This is a genomic window from Phycicoccus mangrovi, assembly GCF_018729305.1.
GTDB lineage: Bacteria > Actinomycetota > Actinomycetes > Actinomycetales > Dermatophilaceae > Phycicoccus > Phycicoccus jejuensis.
Window position 1 is genome coordinate 93,871 of sequence record NZ_JAHHWP010000017.1, and the last position, 21,129, is coordinate 114,999.

General features: G+C 74.3%; 21 protein-coding genes and 1 pseudogene. 4 read left to right on the top strand and 18 right to left on the bottom strand.

All coding sequences use genetic code 11. The features are described from left to right. Positions 1-32 precede the first annotated feature (32 nt). Positions 33-1,253: a methionine adenosyltransferase gene (gene metK, locus KMZ30_RS15980; RefSeq protein ID WP_215513666.1), complete on the bottom strand. Its 1,221-nt coding sequence runs from the start codon at positions 1,251-1,253 to the stop codon at positions 33-35. Between the two features lie 130 nt (positions 1,254-1,383). Here metK and KMZ30_RS15985 point away from each other — a divergent pair, with 130 nt between their 5' ends. Together KMZ30_RS15985 and KMZ30_RS15990 are read left to right on the top strand one after the other, a co-directional pair. Further along, complete coding sequence (locus KMZ30_RS15985) at positions 1,384-2,838, top strand: coiled-coil domain-containing protein (RefSeq protein WP_215513665.1); 1,455 nt, start codon at positions 1,384-1,386, stop codon at positions 2,836-2,838. Then, positions 2,835-4,025 carry a DivIVA domain-containing protein gene (locus KMZ30_RS15990; protein ID WP_215513664.1) on the top strand — a complete coding sequence of 397 codons (1,191 nt, stop codon included), beginning with the start codon at positions 2,835-2,837 and terminating at the stop codon, positions 4,023-4,025. Before KMZ30_RS15985 ends, KMZ30_RS15990 begins: the two co-directional genes overlap by 4 nt. A gap of 122 nt (positions 4,026-4,147) precedes the next feature. Here the strand turns inward: KMZ30_RS15990 and coaBC are convergent, their stop codons facing one another. The 12 genes from coaBC to pyrR form a co-directional block, all read right to left on the bottom strand. After that, entirely contained in the window at positions 4,148-5,416 is a 1,269-nt protein-coding gene (coaBC, locus tag KMZ30_RS15995) for a bifunctional phosphopantothenoylcysteine decarboxylase/phosphopantothenate--cysteine ligase CoaBC (protein ID WP_215513663.1), read from the bottom strand. A 5-nt stretch (positions 5,417-5,421) separates the two neighbouring features. After that, positions 5,422-5,697, bottom strand: a complete 276-nt coding sequence (rpoZ, locus tag KMZ30_RS16000; RefSeq protein WP_215513662.1) for a DNA-directed RNA polymerase subunit omega — start codon at positions 5,695-5,697, stop codon at positions 5,422-5,424. A 3-nt stretch (positions 5,698-5,700) separates the two neighbouring features. Next, positions 5,701-6,282 (bottom strand): guanylate kinase, encoded by a 582-nt coding sequence (gene gmk, locus KMZ30_RS16005; protein ID WP_215513661.1) that lies wholly within the window; start codon positions 6,280-6,282, stop codon positions 5,701-5,703. Then, positions 6,279-6,596: an integration host factor, actinobacterial type gene (gene mihF / locus KMZ30_RS16010; RefSeq protein ID WP_030528289.1), complete on the bottom strand. Its 318-nt coding sequence runs from the start codon at positions 6,594-6,596 to the stop codon at positions 6,279-6,281. The genes gmk and mihF overlap by 4 nt, the downstream gene beginning before the upstream one ends. A gap of 91 nt (positions 6,597-6,687) precedes the next feature. Then, entirely contained in the window at positions 6,688-7,554 is an 867-nt protein-coding gene (pyrF, locus tag KMZ30_RS16015) for an orotidine-5'-phosphate decarboxylase (protein WP_372447521.1), read from the bottom strand. Further along, a complete protein-coding gene (locus tag KMZ30_RS16020; protein ID WP_226902892.1) occupies positions 7,551-8,501 on the bottom strand; it encodes a dihydroorotate dehydrogenase in 951 nt (316 codons plus the stop codon). The genes pyrF and KMZ30_RS16020 overlap by 4 nt, the downstream gene beginning before the upstream one ends. A gap of 8 nt (positions 8,502-8,509) precedes the next feature. Continuing rightward, complete coding sequence (locus tag KMZ30_RS16025) at positions 8,510-9,388, bottom strand: dihydroorotate dehydrogenase electron transfer subunit (RefSeq protein WP_215513659.1); 879 nt, start codon at positions 9,386-9,388, stop codon at positions 8,510-8,512. After that, complete coding sequence (carB, locus tag KMZ30_RS16030) at positions 9,385-12,696, bottom strand: carbamoyl-phosphate synthase large subunit (RefSeq protein ID WP_215513658.1); 3,312 nt, start codon at positions 12,694-12,696, stop codon at positions 9,385-9,387. Before carB ends, KMZ30_RS16025 begins: the two co-directional genes overlap by 4 nt. Beyond that, on the bottom strand, positions 12,696-13,844 hold the full coding sequence (gene carA, locus KMZ30_RS16035; RefSeq protein ID WP_215513657.1) for a glutamine-hydrolyzing carbamoyl-phosphate synthase small subunit: 1,149 nt from the start codon (positions 13,842-13,844) through the stop codon (positions 12,696-12,698). Before carA ends, carB begins: the two co-directional genes overlap by 1 nt. Next, on the bottom strand, positions 13,838-15,145 hold the full coding sequence (locus KMZ30_RS16040) for a dihydroorotase (protein ID WP_215513656.1): 1,308 nt from the start codon (positions 15,143-15,145) through the stop codon (positions 13,838-13,840). Before KMZ30_RS16040 ends, carA begins: the two co-directional genes overlap by 7 nt. Then, positions 15,142-16,086 carry an aspartate carbamoyltransferase catalytic subunit gene (locus tag KMZ30_RS16045; protein ID WP_030528282.1) on the bottom strand — a complete coding sequence of 315 codons (945 nt, stop codon included), beginning with the start codon at positions 16,084-16,086 and terminating at the stop codon, positions 15,142-15,144. Before KMZ30_RS16045 ends, KMZ30_RS16040 begins: the two co-directional genes overlap by 4 nt. Beyond that, positions 16,083-16,694: a bifunctional pyr operon transcriptional regulator/uracil phosphoribosyltransferase PyrR gene (pyrR, locus tag KMZ30_RS16050; RefSeq protein WP_215513655.1), complete on the bottom strand. Its 612-nt coding sequence runs from the start codon at positions 16,692-16,694 to the stop codon at positions 16,083-16,085. Before pyrR ends, KMZ30_RS16045 begins: the two co-directional genes overlap by 4 nt. Before the next feature lie 158 nt (positions 16,695-16,852). On the opposite strand from pyrR, the gene KMZ30_RS16055 reads away from it, so the two are divergent. Next, positions 16,853-17,608: a metallophosphoesterase family protein gene (locus KMZ30_RS16055; protein WP_215513654.1), complete on the top strand. Its 756-nt coding sequence runs from the start codon at positions 16,853-16,855 to the stop codon at positions 17,606-17,608. A gap of 28 nt (positions 17,609-17,636) precedes the next feature. On the opposite strand, the gene KMZ30_RS16060 is transcribed toward KMZ30_RS16055, so the two are convergent. After that, entirely contained in the window at positions 17,637-18,011 is a 375-nt protein-coding gene (locus KMZ30_RS16060; protein ID WP_215513653.1) for a nuclear transport factor 2 family protein, read from the bottom strand. Between the two features lie 167 nt (positions 18,012-18,178). Here KMZ30_RS16060 and KMZ30_RS16065 point away from each other — a divergent pair, with 167 nt between their 5' ends. Next, positions 18,179-18,370, top strand: coding sequence for a hypothetical protein (locus tag KMZ30_RS16065; protein WP_215513652.1), 192 nt, complete (start codon positions 18,179-18,181; stop codon positions 18,368-18,370). A 22-nt stretch (positions 18,371-18,392) separates the two neighbouring features. Here the strand turns inward: KMZ30_RS16065 and KMZ30_RS16070 are convergent. The 4 genes and pseudogenes from KMZ30_RS16070 to KMZ30_RS16085 all read right to left on the bottom strand — a co-directional run. Beyond that, positions 18,393-18,698: pseudogene (locus KMZ30_RS16070) on the bottom strand (GNAT family N-acetyltransferase); the annotation flags it as partial. 110 nt (positions 18,699-18,808) lie between these two features. Then, a complete protein-coding gene (gene nusB / locus KMZ30_RS16075) occupies positions 18,809-19,222 on the bottom strand; it encodes a transcription antitermination factor NusB (RefSeq protein ID WP_030528276.1) in 414 nt (137 codons plus the stop codon). Positions 19,223-19,225: 3 nt separating this feature from the next. Beyond that, positions 19,226-19,786 (bottom strand): elongation factor P, encoded by a 561-nt coding sequence (efp, locus tag KMZ30_RS16080; RefSeq protein ID WP_030528275.1) that lies wholly within the window; start codon positions 19,784-19,786, stop codon positions 19,226-19,228. A gap of 216 nt (positions 19,787-20,002) precedes the next feature. Further along, the gene (locus KMZ30_RS16085) at positions 20,003-20,959 is read right to left on the bottom strand and encodes a hypothetical protein (protein WP_215513651.1); all 957 of its coding nucleotides are present in this window, start codon (positions 20,957-20,959) and stop codon (positions 20,003-20,005) included. Between the last annotated feature and the right edge of the window lie 170 nt (positions 20,960-21,129).

Consider the following 21,129-nt stretch of genomic DNA (forward strand, 5'->3'; position numbering starts at 1 on the left):
GCGGCGGGCTCCGGCTGTGGACGAGCGGCCGGTCAGCCGGCCACCGCGCGCTGCAGCGCCTCGACGCGGTCGGTGCGCTCCCAGGTGAAGGCGTTCTCGACGCCCTCGACCGCGGTGCGCCCGAAGTGGCCGTACGCGGCGGTCGGCTGGTAGATGGGGCGGAGCAGGTCGAGGTCCTCGAGGATCGCGAGCGGGCGCAGGTCGAAGACGCGGCGGATCGCGTCCTGGATCTTCTCCACCGGGGCGGTCTCGGTGCCGAAGGTCTCGACGTAGAGGCCGACCGGCTGCGCGACGCCGATGGCGTAGGCGACCTGGACCTCGCAGCGGCGGGCCAGGCCCGCGGCGACGACGTTCTTCGCGACCCAGCGGGTGGCGTACGCGGCCGAGCGGTCGACCTTCGACGGGTCCTTGCCCGAGAACGCGCCACCGCCGTGGCGGGCCATCCCGCCGTAGGTGTCGACGATGATCTTGCGGCCGGTCAGGCCGGCGTCACCCATCGGGCCACCGATGACGAACTTGCCGGTGGGGTTGATGTAGGTGCGGTAGGAGTCGGTGCGCAGGTCCGTGCCGCCGTCGGCGAGCTCGGCGAGGACCGGCTCGATGACGTGCGCGCGGATGTCGGGCTGGAGCAGGCCCTCGAGGCTGACGTCCTCGGCGTGCTGCGTCGAGAGGACGACGGCGTCGAGCGAGACGGCCGTGTCGCCGTCGTAGGCGATCGTGACCTGGGTCTTGCCGTCAGGACGCAGGTAGGAGAGCCCGCCGTCCTTCCGGACCGCGGTGAGGCGCTCGGACAGCCGGTGCGCGAGGTAGATCGGCAGCGGCATGAGCTCCGGGGTGTCGTCGCAGGCGTAGCCGAACATCAGGCCCTGGTCGCCGGCGCCCTGCTTGTCCTTGGGGTCGACGCCGCCGCTGCGGTTCTCGAACGCGGTGTCGACGCCCTGCGCGATGTCCGGGCTCTGCTGGCCGATGGACACCTCGACACCGCACGAGGCGCCGTCGAAGCCCTTCGTCGAGCTGTCGTAGCCGATGCCGAGCACCGTCTCGCGGACGATGCGCGGGATCTCGACGTACGCCTCGGTCGTGACCTCACCCGCCACGTGGACGAGACCGGTCGTCACCATCGTCTCGACGGCGACCCGGCTGTGCGGGTCCTGCTCGAGCATGGCGTCGAGGATGCTGTCGGAGATCTGGTCGCAGATCTTGTCCGGGTGACCCTCGGTGACCGACTCGGACGTGAACAGGCGTGCGGACACGCGGCAACTCCTTTGATGGGCGAGCGTGCCCCCGGATCGGCGCGGGCACGCCCGGCCCAAGATACCGGTCCGTAAGATCCGGGACGGGTCCGGTCCGGGTTCCGGCCACGGTCGTGGAATCATGGCGCGCGTGTCCGAGGGGATCCACGACGAGCCGGTGCGCGCCGAGAGCGACGCGTCCGTGCCCGCGGGCCCGGTCGACGAGGCGCTCTCGCTCCTCACGCGCGCGCAGGAGCTCGCCGACCAGCTGCGGGCGGACGCCGGCCGCGAGCTGGGCGCCGCGCGCGAGGAGGCGGCCCGCATCCGCGGCGAGAGCGCCGACGCCGCCCACGAGCTGGCGTCGCTGACCGCCCGGCTCGAGGACGCCCGCGCCGAGTCCGACCAGCGCCTCGCGGAGACCCGCGCCGAGGTCGAGATCCTGCTCGCCGACGCCGCCGACCAGGCGGCCCTGCTCCGTGAGCGGGCGACCAAGGTGAGCGACGAGGCGATCGGCCTCGCCGAGGAACAGGCCGCCACGCTGCTCCGGGAGGCCGAGGAGCGCGCGGCCGAGCTGCTGGGCGCGGCCCGGTCGCAGCACGACACGACGATGGCCCGGCTCGCCGAGGACGAGCGGGCGCACCAGGAGCGCTGGCAGGCCGAGCACGCGGCGCACGCCGCCGAGCTCGAGGCCCTACGGGAGTCCACGCACACCGAGCTGACGTCGCTGCGCGGGGAGGCCGAGGCGTTCGCCGTCCGCCACCGCGAGGAGGCCGAGACCGAGGTCGCCCGCCGGATGGCCGAGCTCACCACGCGCGAGCGGGGCGCGCAGGTCGAGGCCGAGCTGCTCGTCGAGGACGCGCAGCGGGAGGCGACCCGGCTGGCCGCGGAGGCGGAGGCGGAGGCCGCGTCCGTCGTCGAGGCGGCCGAGCGGCACCTCGCGTGGGCCCAGGGCACCGTCCGCGAGGTCCTCGCCCGCACCGAGGAGGAGCGCGAGCGCCGCACCCGCGAGCACCACGCCGAGATCGTCGACCGCACCCGCGCCCACCGGCAGCGCGTCCAGACCCTCCTCGGCAGCGCCGGAGCCAAGAGCCGCGACCGGCTGGCCGAGGCCGACGCCGCGGCCCGCCGGATGCGCGAGCTCGCCGAGAGCGTGCTCGCCGAGGCCCGTGCCGACGCGGAGCGGACCCGGGAGGCCGCGGCGCGCGAGTCCGAGCGGATCCTCGAGGAGGCGCGCCGGCGTGAGGCCGAGGCCACGGACCGGGCCGAGCGCCGCGTCGCCGACGCCGAGGAGGGCGCGCGCCGCGTCCGCCACGAGGTCGCCGCCGACGTCGAGCGCATGCAGCGCGAGGCCCACGAGTCGCACCGGGCGGCCCGGGCCGAGATCACCCGGCTCTCGGACGAGGCCCGCGCCCGGGCCGACCTCGTCCGCGCCGAGGCCCACGCCGCCGTCGAACGGGCCCGCGCCGAGGTGCATACACTCGCCGCGCGGCGTGACGCCATCACCACCCAGCTGAGCCGTCTCACGGGGGTCATCGAGGCACTGGACGTGCACGACGAGCCATCCCCGAGCACCGACGCCCCCACCCCCGACGAGGAGTCCTCATGACGCAGCCCGAGTTCCCGACCGTCTTCCGCGGCTACGACCCGGTGCAGGTCGACGCCCACCTCGCCGCCCTGCACCAGGCCGTCGACACCGCTCGCCAGGAGTCGGAGTCGGCGCGGCAGGAGGCCGCCGAGACCTCGGTGCAGCTGACCAAGGCGCGCCAGGACCACGAGGCGGCTGCGGCGCAGCTCGAGGAGCACCGCTCCCGGCTCGCCGCCCTCGAGGAGGACGCGCGCAAGGCGTCCAGCCCGACCTACGCCGACCTCGGCGAGCGCATCGGGACGATGCTCGGGCTCGCCGACGAGGAGGCCGGCGCCATCCGCGCCGCCGCGACCGCCGACGCCGACGAGGCCCGGCGCGTCGCCACCGAGGAGTCCGCGCTGGCGCGGGCCGAGGCCGACCGCTACGCCGAGGAGGTGCGCGGCCGGGCCGACGCCGCCGCGGCCCAGGTCGTCGCGCAGGCGAAGGCCGAGGCCGACGCGATCGTCGACGACGCGGCCCGCGAGGCCGCCGCCCGGCGCGAGGAGGCCGAGGCCTACTACGAGCAGCAGCGGGCCCGCACCGCGCAGCAGGCCGCGGACTTCGAGAAGACGCTCGGCGAGCGCCGCGAGGCCGCCGCGGCCGAGTTCAACGCGCAGATCGCCGCCCAGGACGACGCCCTCGCCGCCGTGCAGGAGCGCGCCGACCTGCTCGCCCGCGAGTCCGAGGAGGACCACGCCGCGAAGACCGGCGAGGCCGCCCGTGTCCTCGAGGCGGCGCGGGCCGAGGCCGCCGCCCTCGTCCGCACCGCCAAGGAGCAGGCCGACCGTGTGCGGCGCGACTCCGAGCGCGAGCTGGCCGCCGCGACCGCCCGGCGCGACAGCATCACGGCCCAGCTCTCCAACGTCCGCAACATGCTCGCGACGCTCGGCGGCCCGGCGGCCGTCGGGGCCGTCGAGGAGCCCGCCCCCGCCGCGGAGCCGGAGCCCGACGAGGTCGCGGTCGACGACGTCGCCGTCGAGGAGGTCCACGAGACCGACGCCGACGCGCAGCCCGTCGAGGCGCAGGAGCCGGACGCCGAGACCGAGCCGGAGGACGTCGAGGAGACCGAGCCCGAAATCGACGAGGAGGTCGAGGCGGAGGACGCCGAGGCCGACGCGCAGCCCGCGGCCAAGGGCCCCCGCGGCAAGAAGGCCGGCGCCCGCCGCTGACCGACCCGTTCGACCCGTCGAGTGAACAGAACACGCCGCGTGCGCACCAGCGCAGGCGGCGTGTCCTGTTCACTCGACGGGTGAGACTGGACGCCGGTGCCGCGGGGCTGCAGACCGACCGGTCAGAGGAGGTCGGTGACGACGTCCCAGACGGCCTGCGCGACCGCGGTCTTCGTGACCGGACCGACGTCGAGGACGGCGTCGCTCCCCCGGCGCAGGACGTGCACGGTGTTGTCGTCCTTGCCGAACGTCACGTCGGCGCCGACCTCGTTGACGACGAGGACGTCGCAGCCCTTGCGGGCGAGCTTGGCGCGCCCGTGCTCGAGCACCGAGGCGCTCTCGTCGCCGGTCTCGGCGGCGAACCCGACGACGACCGGCAACGCCGCTGCACCGCGCGAGGCGACGAGGCCGGCGAGGATGTCGGGGTTGCGCACCAGGGTGACGACCGGCGCGGACTCGTCCGCGCTCCCGTCGGCACCGGGCTCGTGCGTCTTCTTGATCTTGTGGTCGGCGTAGCTCGACGGCCGGAAGTCGGCGACGGCCGCCGCCATGACGACGACGTCGGCCTCGGCCGCCTCGGTGCGCACGGCGGCCTCCATCTCGAGGGCCGTCTCGACGCGGACGACCCGCACCCCGGCGGGGGCCTCGAGCGAGGCGGCGGAGACGAGGACGACCTCGGCGCCGCGCCCTGCCGCGACGGCGGCGAGGGCGTACCCCTGCTTGCCGGAGGACCGGTTGCCGAGGTAGCGGACGGGGTCCAGCGGCTCGCGGGTGCCACCGGCGGTGACGACGACGCGCCGGCCCGCGAGGTCACCCCGGGGAGCCGGAGCGGCCTCGGCACCCGCCGACACCGCTCCCCCGGCGCCCCGCGCGAGCTCGCGCACGCAGACCTCGAAGAGCTGCTCCGGCTCGGGCAGGCGCCCCGGGCCGGTGTCGCGGCCGGTCAGCCGCCCCGACGCCGGCGGCACGACGTGCACGCCGCGCTCGGTGAGGGTGGCGATGTTCGCCTGCGTCGCCGGGTGCTCGTACATCTCGGTGTGCATGGCCGGGGCCATGACGACCGGGCACCGCGCGGTGAGCAGGACGTTGGTCAGCAGGTCGTCGGCCTGGCCGGTGGCCGCCCGCGCGAGCAGGTCGGCCGTGGCCGGGGCGACGACGACGAGGTCGGCCTCCTGGCCGATGCGCACGTGCGGGACCTCGGTGATGTCGGACCACACGTCGGTGTGGACCGGCTTGCCCGACAGCGCCGCCCACGTCGCCTCGCCGACGAAGTGGAGGGCGGAGGCGGTGGGGACGACGGTGACGTCGTGGCCGGCCTCGGAGAGCAGGCGCAGGAGCGAGCACGCCTTGTAGGCGGCGATGCCCCCGGCGACCCCGAGGACGACCTTCACGGGCGTCAGCCCTCGGAGGGCTCGGTGGTGGGCTCGGAGGTGAGCAGCCCCTCGTTGATCTCGCGCAGGGCGATGGAGAGCGGCTTCTCGTGGACCTCGGAGTCGACGAGCGGGCCGACGTACTCGAGGAGACCCTCCTGGAGCTGGGCGTAGTAGGCGTTGATCTGCCGGGCCCGCTTCGCGGAGTAGAGGACGAGGGCGTACTTGGAGTCGGCCTGCTCGAGGAGCTCGTCGATCGGCGGGTTGGTGATGCCGATGGGGTTCGCCGTGGTTCCGGACACGCGTCAGTCTCGTTTCGTTGCGGGGACAGGGGTTCGTGTCCATGATACGAGGTCCTCGGCCGCGCGCCGAACGTCGTCGTTGACGACGGTGACGTCGAACTCCTCCGCGGCCGCGAGCTCGATGCGCGCGGTGTCGAGGCGCGCCGCGCGCTCCTCCTCGTCCTCGGTGCCCCGGCCGACCAGCCGGCGGACCAGCTCGTCCCAGCTCGGGGGCGCGAGGAAGACGAAGAACGCGTCGGGCATGGTCTCGCGGACCTGCCGGGCGCCCTGGAGGTCGATCTCGAGCAGGGCCGGACGACCGGTCGCGAGGACCTCCTCGACCGGGCCGCGGGGCGTGCCGTACTTGGCCCGGCCGTGGACGACGGCCCACTCGAGGAGCTCGCCCTGCTCGACCATCCGGTCGAACTCGTCGTCGGAGACGAAGTGGTAGTGCACGCCCTCGACCTCTCCGGGTCGCGGCCGCCGGGTCGTCGCCGACACCGACAGCCACACCTCGGGGTGGTGCTCCCGGACGTACGCCGCGAGGGTCCCCTTGCCGACCGCGGTGGGACCGGCGAGGACCGTGAGGCGTGAGCGCGCCGTCACTGCCGCCCGAAGCGCTGCAACAGCGCCGCGACCTGGTTCTGGCCCAGGCCACGGACGCGTCGGCTCTCGCTGATGCCGACCTCCTCCATGATCTGGCGGGCTCGCACCCGGCCGACGCCGGGCATCGACTCGAGGAGGGCGGAGACACGCATCTTGCCGATGACGTCGTTCACCTTCCCGTCCTCGATGACGCCACCGAGGGACGCGCCGCCGTGCTTGAGGCGGTTCTTCACCTCGGCACGTTCACGTCGTGAGGCAGCGGCCTTCTCGAGCGCGGCCGCGCGCTGTTCCTGGGTGAGCGGGGGGAGAGCCACGGGATCGGATCCTTGCTGTCACTGCGAGTGCTGGCTGCTCAACACCCGGCTGTACCCGGCCGACTCTACCGGTCGCGGGAGCGCTCCCGACTCAGGGCTGCGCCGCCTCGACCACGGCCGCCAGCTCGGCCGCGGAACGGCGGGCCGCGGCGCGCAGGGAGGCGACGTCCGGGCCCGCTCCGAGCACCTCGCGCGAGCTGTTGCCGAGCACCTGGGGCAGCGCGTCGCCGAAGGTCGCACGCAGGCCCTCGGGGGTCCCGCCCTGGGCGCCGAGGCCCGGCGCGAGCAGGGGCGCCGCCGACCCGGCGAGGTCGAGGCCGAGGGTGTGGGCGGCGTCGCCGACCGTGGCCCCGACGACGAGCCCGACGCTCCCGAGACCGCCCGCGGCGCGCGCGTCGGCGTTGTCGGCGGCGGCGCCCCCGACGACCGACGCGGCGACGGTGCGCCCGTCGACGGCCGCGTGCTGGACGGACGGTCCCTCCGGGTTGGAGGTGAGCGCGAGGACGAACACGCCCCGCCCGGTGGCGGCGGCGAGGTCGAGCGCGGGCCGCAGCGAGCCGTACCCGAGGAACGGGCTGACGGTCACCGCGTCGGCGCGCACCGGCGAGTCGTCGGAGAGGTACGCCTGCGCGTAGCCGCCCATCGTCGTCCCGATGTCGCCGCGCTTGGCGTCGAGCAGCGACAGCGTGCCGGCCTCGCGCAGGGCCTCGAGCGTCCGCTCCAGGACGGCGACGCCGCGCGAGCCGAAGCGCTCGAAGAACGCGGACTGCGGCTTGACGCAGGCGACCTGCCCGCCGAAGGCCTCGACGCAGGTCATCGCGAAGCGCTCGAGGCCGTCGACCGTGTCGGGCAGGCCCCAGGCCTCGAGGAGGGCTGCGTGCGGGTCGATGCCGGGGCAGAACGGGCCGTGCTCGTCCATCGCGGCGCGCAGCCGCGCACCGAAGGGTCGGGGGCTCACAGCGTGGCGATCCTCTCGTGGGCGACGCCGACGGCGTCGGCGAAGCGGGTGAAGCCGTGCCGCGCGAGGTGCTCCTCGAGCTCGGCGAGCACGTGCCGCGGCGCGGACGGGTCGTTGAACGTGGCGGTGCCGACCTGCACGGCCGAGGCGCCGGCGGCGACGAGCTCGAGCGCGTCGGCCCCGGTGCGCACTCCCCCGACGCCGATGACCGGCGCGGTCGGGATGGCGCCCGCGCGCATCGCGGCGGTGACCTGCCACACGGCGCGGACCGCGACCGGGCGCACGGCCGGGCCGGAGAGCCCGCCGGTGACGCCGGCGAGCTGCGGGCGCAGCAGGTCGGTGTCGATGACGATGCCGAGCAGGGTGTTGATCATCGTCAGGCCGTCGGCCCCGGCGCGCAGGACCGCGTCGGCGATCGCGACGATGTCGGTGACGTCGGGGGTGAGCTTGGCGAACACCGGCACCCCCTCGGGCACACGGGTGCGGACGATCTGCACGACGCGCTCGGACGAGACCGGGTCGCAGGCGAAGACGAGCCCGCGGTTGGCGACGTTCGGGCAGGAGATGTTCGCCTCGACCCCGACGACGCACGGCCACGCGGGCGAGGCGACGAGGCGCTGGACGACCTCCCCGAACTCCTCGGCGGTGTTGCCCGCGACCGAGACGAGCACCCGGGCGCCCTGCGCGGCGAGCCACGGCAGGTCCTGCTCGCAGAAGGCGTCGATGCCGGGCCCCTGGAGGCCGATCGAGTTGAGCATCCCGGACGAGGTCTCGGCCATCCGCGGCGTCGGCCGGCCGGAGCGCGGGTCGCGCATGACCGTCTTGGTGACGAACGCGCCGAGGTCGGAGACCGGGAAGAAGCGGTGCAGCTCCTTGCCGTTGGCGGCGCAGCCGGACGCGGTCATCACCGGGTTGGGCAGCGCGGCGCCGGCGAGCGACGTGCTCATGTCGACCATCAGTGACCCCCCGGCCTCGGGGCGCCGACCGCGTCCTCGGGCACGCGGGTGATGCCGCCGCCGATGGCGTCCCAGCGCACGAGGTCGCCGCGGAACACCGGCCCCTCGACGCAGGAACGGACCATCCGGGTCGTGCCGTCGGTGCCGCGCACCGGCATGACGCAGGTCATGCAGACGCCGATGCCGCAGGCCATCGACTCCTCGACGGCCACCTGCGCGACGGCCCCGTGGGCCCGCGCGACCTCGGTGACCGAGCGGAGCATCCCCATCGGGCCGCACGCGTAGACGACGCCGGCGCCCGTGCGGTCGACGACCTCGCCGAGGACGTCGGAGACCCAGCCCTTGCGCCCGGCCGAGCCGTCGTCGGTGGTGACGGTGACGCCGTCGGCGCTGCGCCGCGCCTCGACGACGCCGAAGAGCCGGTCCTCGGAGGCCGCGCCGAGCACCATCTCGACGTGGCAGCCCCGCTCGCGCAGGGCCTCGGCCAGCCAGAACAGCGGCGCGGAGCCGTAGCCGCCGCCGACGAGGACGCAGGGCACCGGCTCGGCCGGCAGCGGGAAGGGCCGGCCGAGGGGCGCGACGACGTCGACGGGGTCGTGCGTCGACAGGCCGGTCAGCCACTGCGTGCCCGGGCCGTGCGCCGCGACGACGACGTCGAGGGTGCCGCCGTAGGTGCCGGACGCCTTGACCTTGTGCAGCGAGAAGCACCGACGCAGGAGGTTGGCCGACGTCGGGCCGCCGACGGCGAGCGCGACGAACTGGCCCGGCCGGGCGAGCTCGGCGACGCCCGGCGCGACGATCGTCAGGTGGTGGTAGGCCCCGACCCGCCGGTTGGCGACGACCTCGCCGGCGACCTGGACGACCCCGCTCCCGCTCACGCCTGCGCCCCGATGCCGAACAGGTCGAGGGCCGCCGTGTGCTCCTGGAGCGACATGACGTCGAGATCGTCGCGCTGCACGGCCTCGATGGCGAGGACGGCCGCCGACAGCTGCTGGACGGTGGTGACGATCGGCTTGTCCATCGCGGCCGTCGCGGCCCGGATGGCGTAGCCGTCGGCGCGCGTCGTGGCGCTCGGGCCGCTCGGGCTGTTGACGACCATGTCGATCTCGCCGGCGTTGATGAGGTCGACGACCGACTGCTCGTGCTCGCCGCGCTCGGCGTGCTTGCGCACGACATCGGCCTCGATCCCGTTGCGGTGCAGCACCTCTGCCGTGCCCGACGTCGACAGGATGCGGAAGCCGAGGTCGACCAGCCGCTTGACCGGGAAGATGATCGCGCGCTTGTCGCGGTTGGCCACGGACACGAACACCGTTCCGCTCGTGGGCAGCCCGCTGATCGCGCCGAGCTGGCTCTTGGCGAACGCGCGGCCGAAGTCGCGGTCGATGCCCATGACCTCACCGGTCGAGCGCATCTCCGGGCCGAGCAGGCTGTCGACGACCAGGCCCTCGGCGGTCCGGAACCGCTTGAACGGCAGCACGGCCTCCTTGACCGACACCGGAGCGCTGGCCGGCATCCGGCCGCCGTCGACGTGGCGGGGCAGGACGCCCTCCTCGCGCAGCTGCGCGATCGAGGCGCCGAGCATGATCCGGGCCGCCGCGTTGGCGAGGGCCACACCGGTCGCCTTGGCGACGAACGGCACCGTGCGCGAGGCGCGCGGGTTGGCCTCGAGGACGTAGAGGATGTCCTGCGCGAGCGCGAACTGGACGTTCATGAGGCCCCGCACGCCGATGCCCTCGGCGAGGCGCCGGGTCGACTCGCGGACCCGCTCGAGCTCGGTCGCGCCGAGGGTGACCGGCGGCAGCGCGCACGAGGAGTCACCGGAGTGGATGCCGGCCTCCTCGACGTGCTCCATGATCCCGCCGAGGTACATCTCCTCGCCGTCGTAGAGGACGTCGACGTCGATCTCGATCGCGTCGTCGAGGAAGCGGTCGACGAGCACCGGGTGCTCGGGGCTCGCGACGGTCGCCCGCTCGACGTAGCCCGAGAGGGTCTCGTCGTCGTAGACGATCTCCATGCCGCGGCCGCCGAGGACGTACGACGGGCGCACGAGCACCGGGTAGCCGATCTCCCGCGCGATCTCGACGGCCTCGGCCGCGCTGTACGCCGTGCCGTGCTTCGGGGCGGGCAGGTCCGCCTCGTGGAGGACGCGGCCGAACGCGCCCCGGTCCTCGGCGAGGTCGATCGCCTCGGGCGAGGTGCCGACGATCGGCACACCGGCCTCCTTGAGCGCCTTGGCCAGGCCGAGCGGCGTCTGCCCGCCGAGCTGGACGACGACGCCCGCCACCGGGCCGGCCTGCTGCTCGGCGTGGACGACCTCGAGGACGTCCTCGAGGGTCAGCGGCTCGAAGTAGAGGCGGCTGCTCGTGTCGTAGTCGGTCGAGACCGTCTCGGGGTTGCAGTTGACCATCACGGTGTCGTAGCCGGCGTCGCGCAGGGCGAAGCTCGCGTGGACGCAGGAGTAGTCGAACTCGACGCCCTGCCCGATCCGGTTCGGCCCCGAGCCGAGGATGAGGACGGCCGGCCGCTCGCGCGGCGTCACCTCGGTCTCCTCGTCGTAGGCGCTGTAGTGGTAGGGCGTGCGGGCGGCGAACTCGGCCGCGCAGGTGTCGACCGTCTTGTAGACCGGGCGCACCCCCAGGGCGTGGCGGACGCCGCGGACGACGGCCTCGGGCATCCGACGCAGCGACGCGAGCTGGGTGTCGCTGAAGCCGTGCCGCTTCGCGAGGCGCAGCAGCTCGGGGGTGAGCTCCTCGGCGGTCGCGACGTGCTCGGCGACCTCGTTGACGAGCTCGATCTGGTCGAGGAACCACGGGTCGATGCCGGTCGCGTCGTGGACCTCCTCGACCGACAGCCCGCCGCGCAGCGCCTGCTGGACCTGGACGAGGCGGCCGTCGGTGGGCCGGCGCGCCGAGTCGAGCAGCGCGCGGGCCGCCTCGGTCGTCGGCCGCGGGCCGTCCCAGTGGAAGCTGCTGCCGGCCTTCTCGAGCGAGCGCAGCGCCTTCTGGAGCGCCTCGGTGAAGGAGCGCCCGATGGCCATCGCCTCACCGACCGACTTCATCGTCGTGGTCAGCGTGTCGTCGGCCGCGGGGAACTTCTCGAACGCGAAGCGCGGGCACTTGACGACGACGTAGTCGAGCGTCGGCTCGAAGGAGGCCGGGGTCTCCTGCGTGATGTCGTTGGGCACCTCGTCGAGCGTGTACCCGATGGCCATCCGCGCCGCGATCTTCGCGATCGGGAAGCCGGTGGCCTTCGACGCCAGTGCCGAGGAGCGCGAGACGCGCGGGTTCATCTCGATGACGATGATCCGCCCGTCGTCGGGGTTGACCGCGAACTGGATGTTGCAGCCGCCGGTGTCGACGCCGACCTCGCGGATGACGGCGATGCTGATGTCGCGCAGCCGCTGGTACTCGCGGTCGGTCAGGGTGAGGGCCGGGGCGACGGTGATCGAGTCGCCGGTGTGCACGCCCATCGGGTCGAGGTTCTCGATGGAGCAGACGACGACGACGTTGTCGGCCGTGTCGCGCATCAGCTCGAGCTCGTACTCCTTCCAGCCGAGGATCGACTCCTCGAGGAGCACCTCGGTGACCGGGCTGTACTGCAGGCCCGCGCCGCCGATGCGACGCAGCTCCTCCGGGGTGTGCGCGAAGCCGGAGCCGAGGCCGCCCATCGTGAAGGACGGGCGGACGACGACCGGGTAGCCGAGGTCGTCGGCGGCGGCCATGAGGTCGTCCATCGTGTGGCAGATGGCCGAGCGGGCCGACTCGGCGCCGCAGCGGTCGACGACGCCCTTGAACTTCTCGCGGTCCTCGCCGAGCTGGATGGCCTCGACGTTGGCGCCGATGAGCGGGCAGCCGTAGCGCTCGAGGACGCCGCGCTCGTGCAGCTCCATCGCACAGTTGAGCGCGGTCTGGCCGCCGAGGGTCGCGAGGACCGCGTCCGGCCGCTCCTTGGCGATGATCTTCTCGACGATCTCGGGGGTGATCGGCTCGATGTAGGTGGCGTCCGCGAACTCCGGGTCGGTCATGATCGTCGCCGGGTTGGAGTTGACGAGGACGACGCGGAGGCCCTCCTCGCGCAGCACCCGGCAGGCCTGGGTGCCGGAGTAGTCGAACTCGCACGCCTGCCCGATGACGATCGGGCCGGAGCCGATGACGAGGACGCTCTTGATGTCGTCGCGCTTCGGCATCAGGCGCGCACCTCCTGGGTGGTGGTCATGAGATCGCAGAAGCGGTCGAAGAGGTAGGCGGCGTCGTGCGGGCCGGCCGCGGCCTCCGGGTGGTACTGGACGGAGAAGGCGACGAGGCGCTCGTCCCGCCGGACCTCGAGGCCCTCGACGACGTCGTCGTTGAGGCAGACGTGGCTGACGCTCGCCTCGCCGAAGTCGGTCGTCGTGGACCCCTCGAGCGGGGCGTCGACGGCGAACCCGTGGTTGTGCGCCGTGACCTCGACCTTGCCGGTCGTGCGGTCCATGACCGGCTGGTTGATGCCGCGGTGGCCGTACTTGAGCTTGTACGTGCCGAACCCGAGCGCCCTGCCGAGGATCTGGTTGCCGAAGCAGATGCCGAAGTACGGGATGCCCTCGCGCATCACGCCGCGCAGCAGCTCGGCCTGCACCTCGGCCGTCGCCGGGTCACCGGGGCCGTTGGAGAAGAAGACACCGTCGGGGCCGACGGCGCGGACCTCGTCGAGGGTCGCCGTGGCCGGCAGCACGTGCACCTCGATGCCGCGCTCGGCCATCATCCGCGGGGTGTTGGACTTGATGCCGAGGTCGACGGCGGCGACGGTGAAACGCTTCTCCCCCACCGGGGGCACGACGTAGGCCTCCTTCGTCGCGACCTCCGCGGCGAGCGACGCGCCGGTCATCGGCGGCGCCTCGGTGACCCGCTGCAGGAGCTCGGGCCGCGGACGCGCGGCGAGCTCGCCGGAGAAGATGCCGACCCGCATCGCGCCGCGCTCGCGCAGGTGGCGGGTCAGGGCCCGGGTGTCGACGTCGCAGATGCCGACCACGCCCTGCGCGTCGAGCTCGTCCTCGAGGGTGCGGCGGCTGCGCCAGCTCGAGGGGCGCAGCGCCGGGTCGCGCACGACGTAGCCCGCGACCCAGATGCGGCCCGACTCGTCGTCCTCGTCGTTCCAGCCGGTGTTGCCGACGTGCGGCGCCGTCATGACGACGACCTGGCGGTGGTAGCTCGGGTCGGTGAGCGTCTCCTGGTAGCCGGTCATGCCGGTCGAGAAGACGGCCTCGCCGACGGTCTCGCCGCGGCGGCCGTAGGCGGAGCCGGTGAAGGTGCGCCCGTCCTCGAGGACGAGGACGGCGGGTTCGCGGGTGGTCAGCACGGTGCGGGCTCTCCTTCCCGCGCGGTGACGGCACCGCGCAGGATCGTCGTGAGCACGGCCCCGGTGAGGGTGCGCCCGTGCCACGGGGTGTTGCGGGACAGGGAGTGGGAGGCGTCACGGTCGACGGTGACCGCTGCCGTGGGGTCGACGAGCACGAGGTTGGCCGGCTCGCCGGGGGCGACGGGACGGCCGTGGTCGGCGAGGCGGGCGATGCCCGCCGGCGCCGTCGAGAGGACGCGGGCGAGGTCGGCCATCGTCATCCGGCCGGTGGCGACGAGGAGGTCGTGCACGACCGAGAACGCGGTCTCGAGGCCGAGCATCCCGAAGGCGGCGTCGACGAACGCGTGCTCCTTGTCGTGCCGCGCGTGCGGGGCGTGGTCGGTGGCGACGGCGTCGATCGTGCCGTCGGCCAGGCCCTCGCGCAGCGCCTCCTGGTCCTCGGTGGGACGCAGCGGCGGGTTGACCTTGTAGACCGGGTCGTACCCGGTCAGCAGGTCGGTGCCGAGCGCGAGGTGGTGCGGCGCGACCTCTGCGGTCATCCGGATGCCGCGCTCCTTGGCCCAGCGCACGACGTCGAGGCCCTCGGCGGTGCTCACGTGCGCGACGTGGACCCGCCCGCCGGTGTGCCGGGCGAGCATCGCGTCGCGGGCGATGATGCTCGCCTCCGCGACCGGCGGCCACCCCGGCAGGCCGAGGCGCCCGGACAGCTCGCCCTCGTGGCAGCAGGCCTGCGGGCCGGCGAGCGAGGGGTCCTGGCTGTGCTGGCTGATGACGCCGTCGAAGGGCCGCAGGTACTCCAGCGCGCGGCGCATGACGCGGGGGTCGGCGACGCAGCGCCCGTCGTCGGAGAAGACGGTGACCCGGGCACGGCTGCGGTGCATGAGCCCGAGCTCCGCGAGCTCGGCGCCCTCGAGGCCCTTGGTCACGGCTCCGACCGGGACGACGTCGACGAGCCCGCAGTCGCGCCCGAGGCGCTGGACGTGCTCGGCCGCCTCGGCGGTGTCGGTGACCGGCATCGTGTTGGCCATCGCGAGGACCGCCGTGTAGCCGCCGACCGCGGCGGCGCGCGAGCCGGACACGACGGTCTCGGCGTCCTCGCGGCCGGGCTGGCGCAGGTGGGTGTGCAGGTCGACGAAGCCGGGCAGGAGGGTGAGGCCGTCGGCGTCGTGGCGGGTCAGGCCCTCGGTGTCCTCGACCCGGCCGACCTCGGTGACCGTCCCCTCGCGGACGGCGACGTCGCCCGTCCGCGGCGTGCCGTCGGCGTCGTGCCAGGTGACCCCGGTGATGAGCAGGTCGCTCACGCGGCCACCTCCTCGCCGGCCAGCAGGTGGTAGAGCACGGCCATCCGCACCGCCACCCCCGCCGACACCTGGTCGAGGACGAGGCTGCGGGCCCCGTCCGCGGCGTCGGCGCTGATCTCGAGGCCGCGGTTCATCGGGCCCGGGTGGCAGATGACCGCCTCGGGGTTGGCGTCGGTCAGGGCGCGCAGCCGGTCGCGGGTCAGGCCGAAGCCCACGGTGTACTCCCTCGGGGTCGGGAAGAAGCCGCCGCTCATCCGCTCGCGCTGGACGCGGAGCATCATCACCGCGTCGGGGCCGTCGGCGAGCACGGCGTCGAGGTCGTCGGTCAGGTGCAGGCCGTCGCGCTCGGCCCAGGGCCGGATGCCGCTCGGCATGAGCGTCGGCGGCGCGACGAGCGTGACCTCGGCGCCGAGGCGGCGCAGCGTGATGGCGTTGGATCGGAAGACCCGGCTGTGCGTGAGGTCGCCGACGATCGCGACCCGGCGGCCCTCGAGGCTGCCGAGGCGCTGCTCCATCGTGTACGCGTCGAGCAGGGCCTGCGTGGGGTGCTCGTGGGTGCCGTCGCCGGCGTTGACGACGCTCGCGTCGACCCACTGCGCCACCTGGTGCGCGGCGCCGCTGGCCATGTGGCGGATGACGACGCAGTCGACGCTCATCGCGTCGATCGTCATCACGGTGTCGCGCAGGGACTCGCCCTTGCTCGTCGAGGAGCCCTTGCCCGTGATGTTGATGGTGTCGGCGCTCATCCACTTGCCCGCGATCTCGAAGCTGCTGCGGGTGCGGGTGGAGTCCTCGAAGAAGAGGTTGATGATCGTGCGGCCGCGCAGGGTCGGCAGCTTCTTGACGTCACGCCGCTGCACGTCGTGCATCTCGGCCGCGGTGGCCAGGAGCATCCGGACGTCGTCGCGGGTCAGGTCCGCGCTGGAGAGCAGGTGCCTCATCGCGCACCTCCCGGCGTCGAGGGGCGGCCGGCGCGCGTCTCGCCGGAGGCGATGGTCACCGAGTCGCCGGCGTCGTCGACCCCGGTGAGCCGCACCATGACCCGCTCGCTGTGGGCCGTCGGCAGGTTCTTGCCGACGTGGTCGGCCCGGATCGGCAGCTCGCGGTGGCCGCGGTCGACGAGCACCGCGAGGCGCACGGCCCGCGGACGGCCGAGGTCGGCGAGGGCGTCAAGCGCCGCGCGGATCGTCCGGCCCGAGTAGAGGACGTCGTCGACGAGGACGACGACGCGGTCGTCGACGCCGCCCGCCGGGATGCGCGTCGGCATCGGCGCCCGGGTCGGCTGGTGGCGCAGGTCGTCGCGGAACATCGTGATGTCGAGCGCCCCGACCGGGACCTCGACGCCCTCGACCTCCTGGAGGAGGGCCGCGAGGCGCCGCGACAGCTCGACCCCGCGGGTCGGGATGCCGAGCAGCACGAGGTCGTCGGCGCCCTTGTTGCGCTCGACGATCTCGTGGGCGATGCGGCGGAGGGCTCTCGCGACGTCCGGCTCGCTCATCACGGTGCGGGGGGCACCGGGAGCGGCGGCATCGTCTGCGGTGGGCAGCATGTCGTCAGCGCGCACAGGCGCGGACCTCCTTCCCTGCCTCACGGGACAGGTCGTTAAAGGACGTCGAGCGGTCTTGCGGTGGCCACTCTAGCGGCCGGCGGCGGACGGGTCGCACTCCGGCCCGCCCCGTGGACGCCGCCACGCCCTAGGGTCGGTGGATGGTCGCCGCCGTCCGCTCCGTCGCCCTGCTGTCCGACACGCACGGGGTCCTCCCCGTGCTCGGGGCCGTCCTCGCCGAGCCCGACGTCCGCGCCGCCGACCTCGTCGTCGTGACCGGCGACCTCGTGTCGGGGCCGATGCCCGTCGAGACGCTCGACGCCCTCACCGCGCTCGGCGACCGGGTGCTGCTCGTGCGGGGCAACGCCGACCGCGAGGTCGTCGAGGTCGCTCGCGGCGGCCGCTGCGAGCATCCCGAGTCGGTCTTCGCGGCGGAGGTGCTGCGGCCCGACCAGGTGGAGCTGCTCGCCGGGCTCCCCCACCCCGCGGTCCGGTCGATCGAGGGGTTCGGCGACGTGCTCTTCTGCCACGGCAGCCCCCGCGACGACGACGAGGTCGTCCTCGTCGACACGCGGCTGGAGCGGTGGGCGGAGGCGTTCGCCGACGTGCCCGAGACGGTGCGGACCGTCTGCTGCGGCCACACGCACATGCCGTTCGTCCGGCTCGTCGACCGCCGGCTCGTCGTCAACCCCGGCAGCATCGGGATGCCCTACGGGCGGGTCGGCGGGGCGTGGGCCCTGCTGACCGGGGGTCAGGTCTCGTTGCGGCACACCGAGATCGACGTCGACGCCGTGTGCGAGCGCGTCGTCGCCGAGTCCGCCTACCCCGACGCGCGGGCGTGGGTCGACGAGTACGTGCGCGGCGAGCACTCCGACGCGGTGGCCCTGACGGTGTTCGCGCCGCGCGACGGCCGCTGACCCCTGCCGTCGCGGCGGGTGCGGCCGGTCAGCCGGAGGTGTGCGGCCGGAAGCCCGAGCAGAGGACGCGCAGGTACGAGATGCGCTCGCCCTCGGTGCGGTAGTACGCCTGCTGCTCGGCCGTGAAGTCCCCGTCGCCGTTGCGCAGCGACAGCCGGTACGAGACGCGCTCGGTGTCCTCCACGGGCGCGCCGACGGTGACGTCGAGGAGCGCCCGGACCTCGTCGGAGGGCTCGAACCACGAGCCGAAGAGCACCTCGACGAGCGCCTCGGCGCCGGTGCCCTCCCACGAGCGGCCGGGGGTGAGCCCGCGGAAGTCGACGTCCGGGGCGACGAGCGCGCGGACGGTGTCGGGGTCCTTGGCGGCGATCGCCGCGGCCAGCCGCGGCCCGAGCGTGCTCATCCGCACAGTCCAGCACGGTGCGCCGGCCGACGCCAGCCCCCACGGGCGGCGTCCGGCACGGACGGCATCCGGGTTGTGAGACGCATAACGCCCTGCTATGCCAGACCCAACACACTGTGATGCACTGGTGCCGACGCACCACTCGACCCATGTCGAAGGAGGCCCCCGTGACGACCATCGCTCCCCCCACTGCCGGTGCGGCCCCCTGCGCGGCCGACGGCGACACACCGGTGGTCGCGGCGATGGCCGCACGCCAGCCGCTCTTCCCGCCGGCGGACGCCGACGCCGAGACCTTCCGGGCCTGGCTCGCCGCGTCCCCGTGGCCCGAGGTGGTCTTCGCCAGCGCCGGCGCCCGCTGACCCACGGGGTGCGAGCACCGCGTCAGCGGCGCTCCATCGCGATCCGCCGACCGTGTCGCGCCAGGCCCTCGCGCTCCTCGGCCGCGAGCACCGGGGCCAGGCGGGCCGGCGACTCGACCTCCGCCCAGCCGCGACGCGCGTAGAACGGGCCGTTCCACGCGACGTCGGCGTACGTCATGAGGGTGAGCGTGCCGCCGCCCCGGGCGGCGACCTCCGCGTCGACGGCCGCGAGCAGCGCGGTGCCGTGCCCCCGCCCCTGGTGGCGGGGGTCGACCGAGAGCTGCTCCAGGTGCCACGCACCCCCGAGGTCGAGGACGTGGGCGAACCCGACGACCGGTGTCCTCGAGGGGGCCGAGCAGCGGCAGGTCGGCGGTGGTGGCCGGGCGGACGCTCATCCCCCGACCGTGCCGCCCACACGGGGCTGCGGCAACCGGGTTGTCAGGCGAGGGTCGGCTTGACCTCGGCGAGCCGGCCGAGCAGGCCGTTGACGAACCGCGGGCTGTCGTCGGTCGAGAGCTCGGTGGCCAGCCCGACCCACTCGCTGATGGCGACCGCCTCGGGCACGTCCGGCGAGTACAGGACCTCCCAGGCCCCGAGCCGCAGGATGCTGCGGTCGACGGCGGGCATCCGCTTCAGGGACCAGCCCTGCGCGTAGGTGGTGATGAGCTCGTCGATCGTCTCGCGGCGCTCCGACACCCCGGTGACGAGGTCGGCGGTCAGCTCGGGCAGCGCGTGCTCCGTGACCGGCGTGGCCAGCCGCTCACGCAGCAGCTCCGCGGCGTCGATGCCCCGCTGCTCGGCCTCGAACAGCAGGTCGAGGGCGCGCTTGCGGGCCTTGGTGCGAGCGGCCACGGGTCAGCTGACCCGGCCGAGGTAGGAGCCGTCGCGGGTGTCGACCTTGATCTTCGTGCCCTGCTCGAGGAAGAGCGGGACCTGGACCTCGGCGCCGGTCTCGAGGGTCGCCGGCTTCGTGCCGCCGGTCGAGCGGTCGCCCTGGAGGCCCGGCTCGGTGTAGGTGATCTCGAGGATCACCGAGGCGGGGAGCTCGATGTAGAGGACCGAACCGTCGTGGCGGGCCACGATCGCGTCCTGGTTCTCGAGGAGGTACTTCGCGGCGTCGCCGACGACCTCGGGGCTCACCGGGAGCTGGTCGTAGGTGTCACCGTCCATGAAGATGAAGTCGGTGCCGTCGTTGTAGAGGTACTGCATCGTGCGCTTGTCGACGTTCGCCGTCTCGACCTTGACGCCGGCGTTGAACGTCTTGTCGACGACCTTGCCGGACAGGACGTTCTTGAGCTTCGTCCGCACGAACGCGGGGCCCTTGCCCGGCTTGACGTGCTGGAACTCCACGACGGACCACAGCTGGCCCTCGAGGTTGAGGACGAGGCCGTTCTTGAGGTCGTTGGTCGATGCCACGTGCGGGATCTCTCTCGTGTCTCGGAAGCCGCGCACCGCCGTCGGGCGGGCGCGCGTCACCCCGGCGAGGGGTGGGGGATCAGCGATCATCGTACCGTCCCGCACCCCACCCCCCGGACCACGCCGCCTCCCCCGCGGCGCCCCTCCTCCCCGCGATCTGCGCGGATCCCCCTGCGAGCGTCCGCGCACCACCGCAGGTCGCGCGGAGCAGGGGGGTCACGACGCGTCGCGGGCACCGAGGTCGACCCACCGGGGTCGCGCGACGGGACGCACCCCTTCGGCGAGGAGGATCCGTGCGAGCCGGGCCTCCTCGAGTGCATCCGCCCAGACCCACCGGGCCAGGCGCCATCGGCGCCGGATGCGGTCCTCCCGCAGCTTCTCCGCCCACAGCGCCTGCTCGGCCGCTGCGGCGTCGGCCCCCTCGGGGACGGCGTACTTGCGCCGCCCGTCGAACTCGCCCACAACCCCGGGCCACCCGAAGTCACCGAGCCCGATGAAGCCTTCGTCGTCCTCCAGCGGGACCTGCAACTGCGGGCGTGGCAGCCGGAGCGTGAACATGCGGGCCCGGGACAGGCTCTCGCCCGGCGACATCGAGCGCCCGTCGGCGAGCTCGGCCACGAGCAGCGCCCGGGGCCGCCCCCACACTCGCGGCGGCACGTCACCGGCCGCTGCGACCAGTGCCTCGGGCGTGGTCATCGCATGGCGCAGGGCGTGGTCCGCCGCCGTGAGCCCCGACTCGAAGGACCGTATCCGGGCGAGGTCGACGACCGTTCGCGCCACCTCGGTGACGCGCAGGCCCTCGCGCAGGACGCCCTCGGTCGGCAGGCCGACGTGGACCCGCACCACGGCCGAGCCGCGCTGCTCCTCCCGGCTTCGCAGCACGGTGACGTGTTGAGGCCAGGCTCCGATGACGGGCAGGCCCCACACCGCCGCGGCGGACTCGAGCGCGTAGACGTTGCGGGCCGGCCGACGCGCTGCGAGGTCGGTGGCGTGCACCAGCGCGGCGTGTCGCTGCTCGGGCGTCAGGCCGCGCCAGACCGCCTCGTCGACCCAGGCACCGTGGCGCACGTGGTGCCAGCCACTGCGACCGGGGTCGATACCCAGCGGGCGCAGGTCCGGTGCCCCGCGCAGGAGCGCGGGGTCGAAGGGGGCGGGTGGTGGGTCGCCGAGCATCCCCCGACGGTGGCACGTCGGGAGGGAACGCCGACGCCGTCATCCACAGGCCCCGCCGATGCTGCTCTGCTCCGGGCGACCTGCGGGGGGGGGGGGCGGGGGGGGGGGGGGGGCCCCCCCCCGGGGGGGGGGGGGGGGGGGGGGGGGGGGGGGGGGGGGGGGGGGGGGCG

Coding starts and splice junctions, on each gene's coding strand:
- pyrR (WP_215513655.1), bottom strand. CDS start 16,694: ATGCTGCCCACCGCAGACGATGCCGCCGCTCCCGGTGCCCCCCGCACC.
- KMZ30_RS15990 (WP_215513664.1), top strand. CDS start 2,835: ATGACGCAGCCCGAGTTCCCGACCGTCTTCCGCGGCTACGACCCGGTG.
- KMZ30_RS16020 (WP_226902892.1), bottom strand. CDS start 8,501: ATGAGCACGTCGCTCGCCGGCGCCGCGCTGCCCAACCCGGTGATGACC.
- KMZ30_RS16045 (WP_030528282.1), bottom strand. CDS start 16,086: ATGAGGCACCTGCTCTCCAGCGCGGACCTGACCCGCGACGACGTCCGG.
- carB (WP_215513658.1), bottom strand. CDS start 12,696: ATGCCGAAGCGCGACGACATCAAGAGCGTCCTCGTCATCGGCTCCGGC.
- KMZ30_RS16060 (WP_215513653.1), bottom strand. CDS start 18,011: ATGAGCACGCTCGGGCCGCGGCTGGCCGCGGCGATCGCCGCCAAGGAC.
- KMZ30_RS16055 (WP_215513654.1), top strand. CDS start 16,853: ATGGTCGCCGCCGTCCGCTCCGTCGCCCTGCTGTCCGACACGCACGGG.
- KMZ30_RS16085 (WP_215513651.1), bottom strand. CDS start 20,959: ATGCTCGGCGACCCACCACCCGCCCCCTTCGACCCCGCGCTCCTGCGC.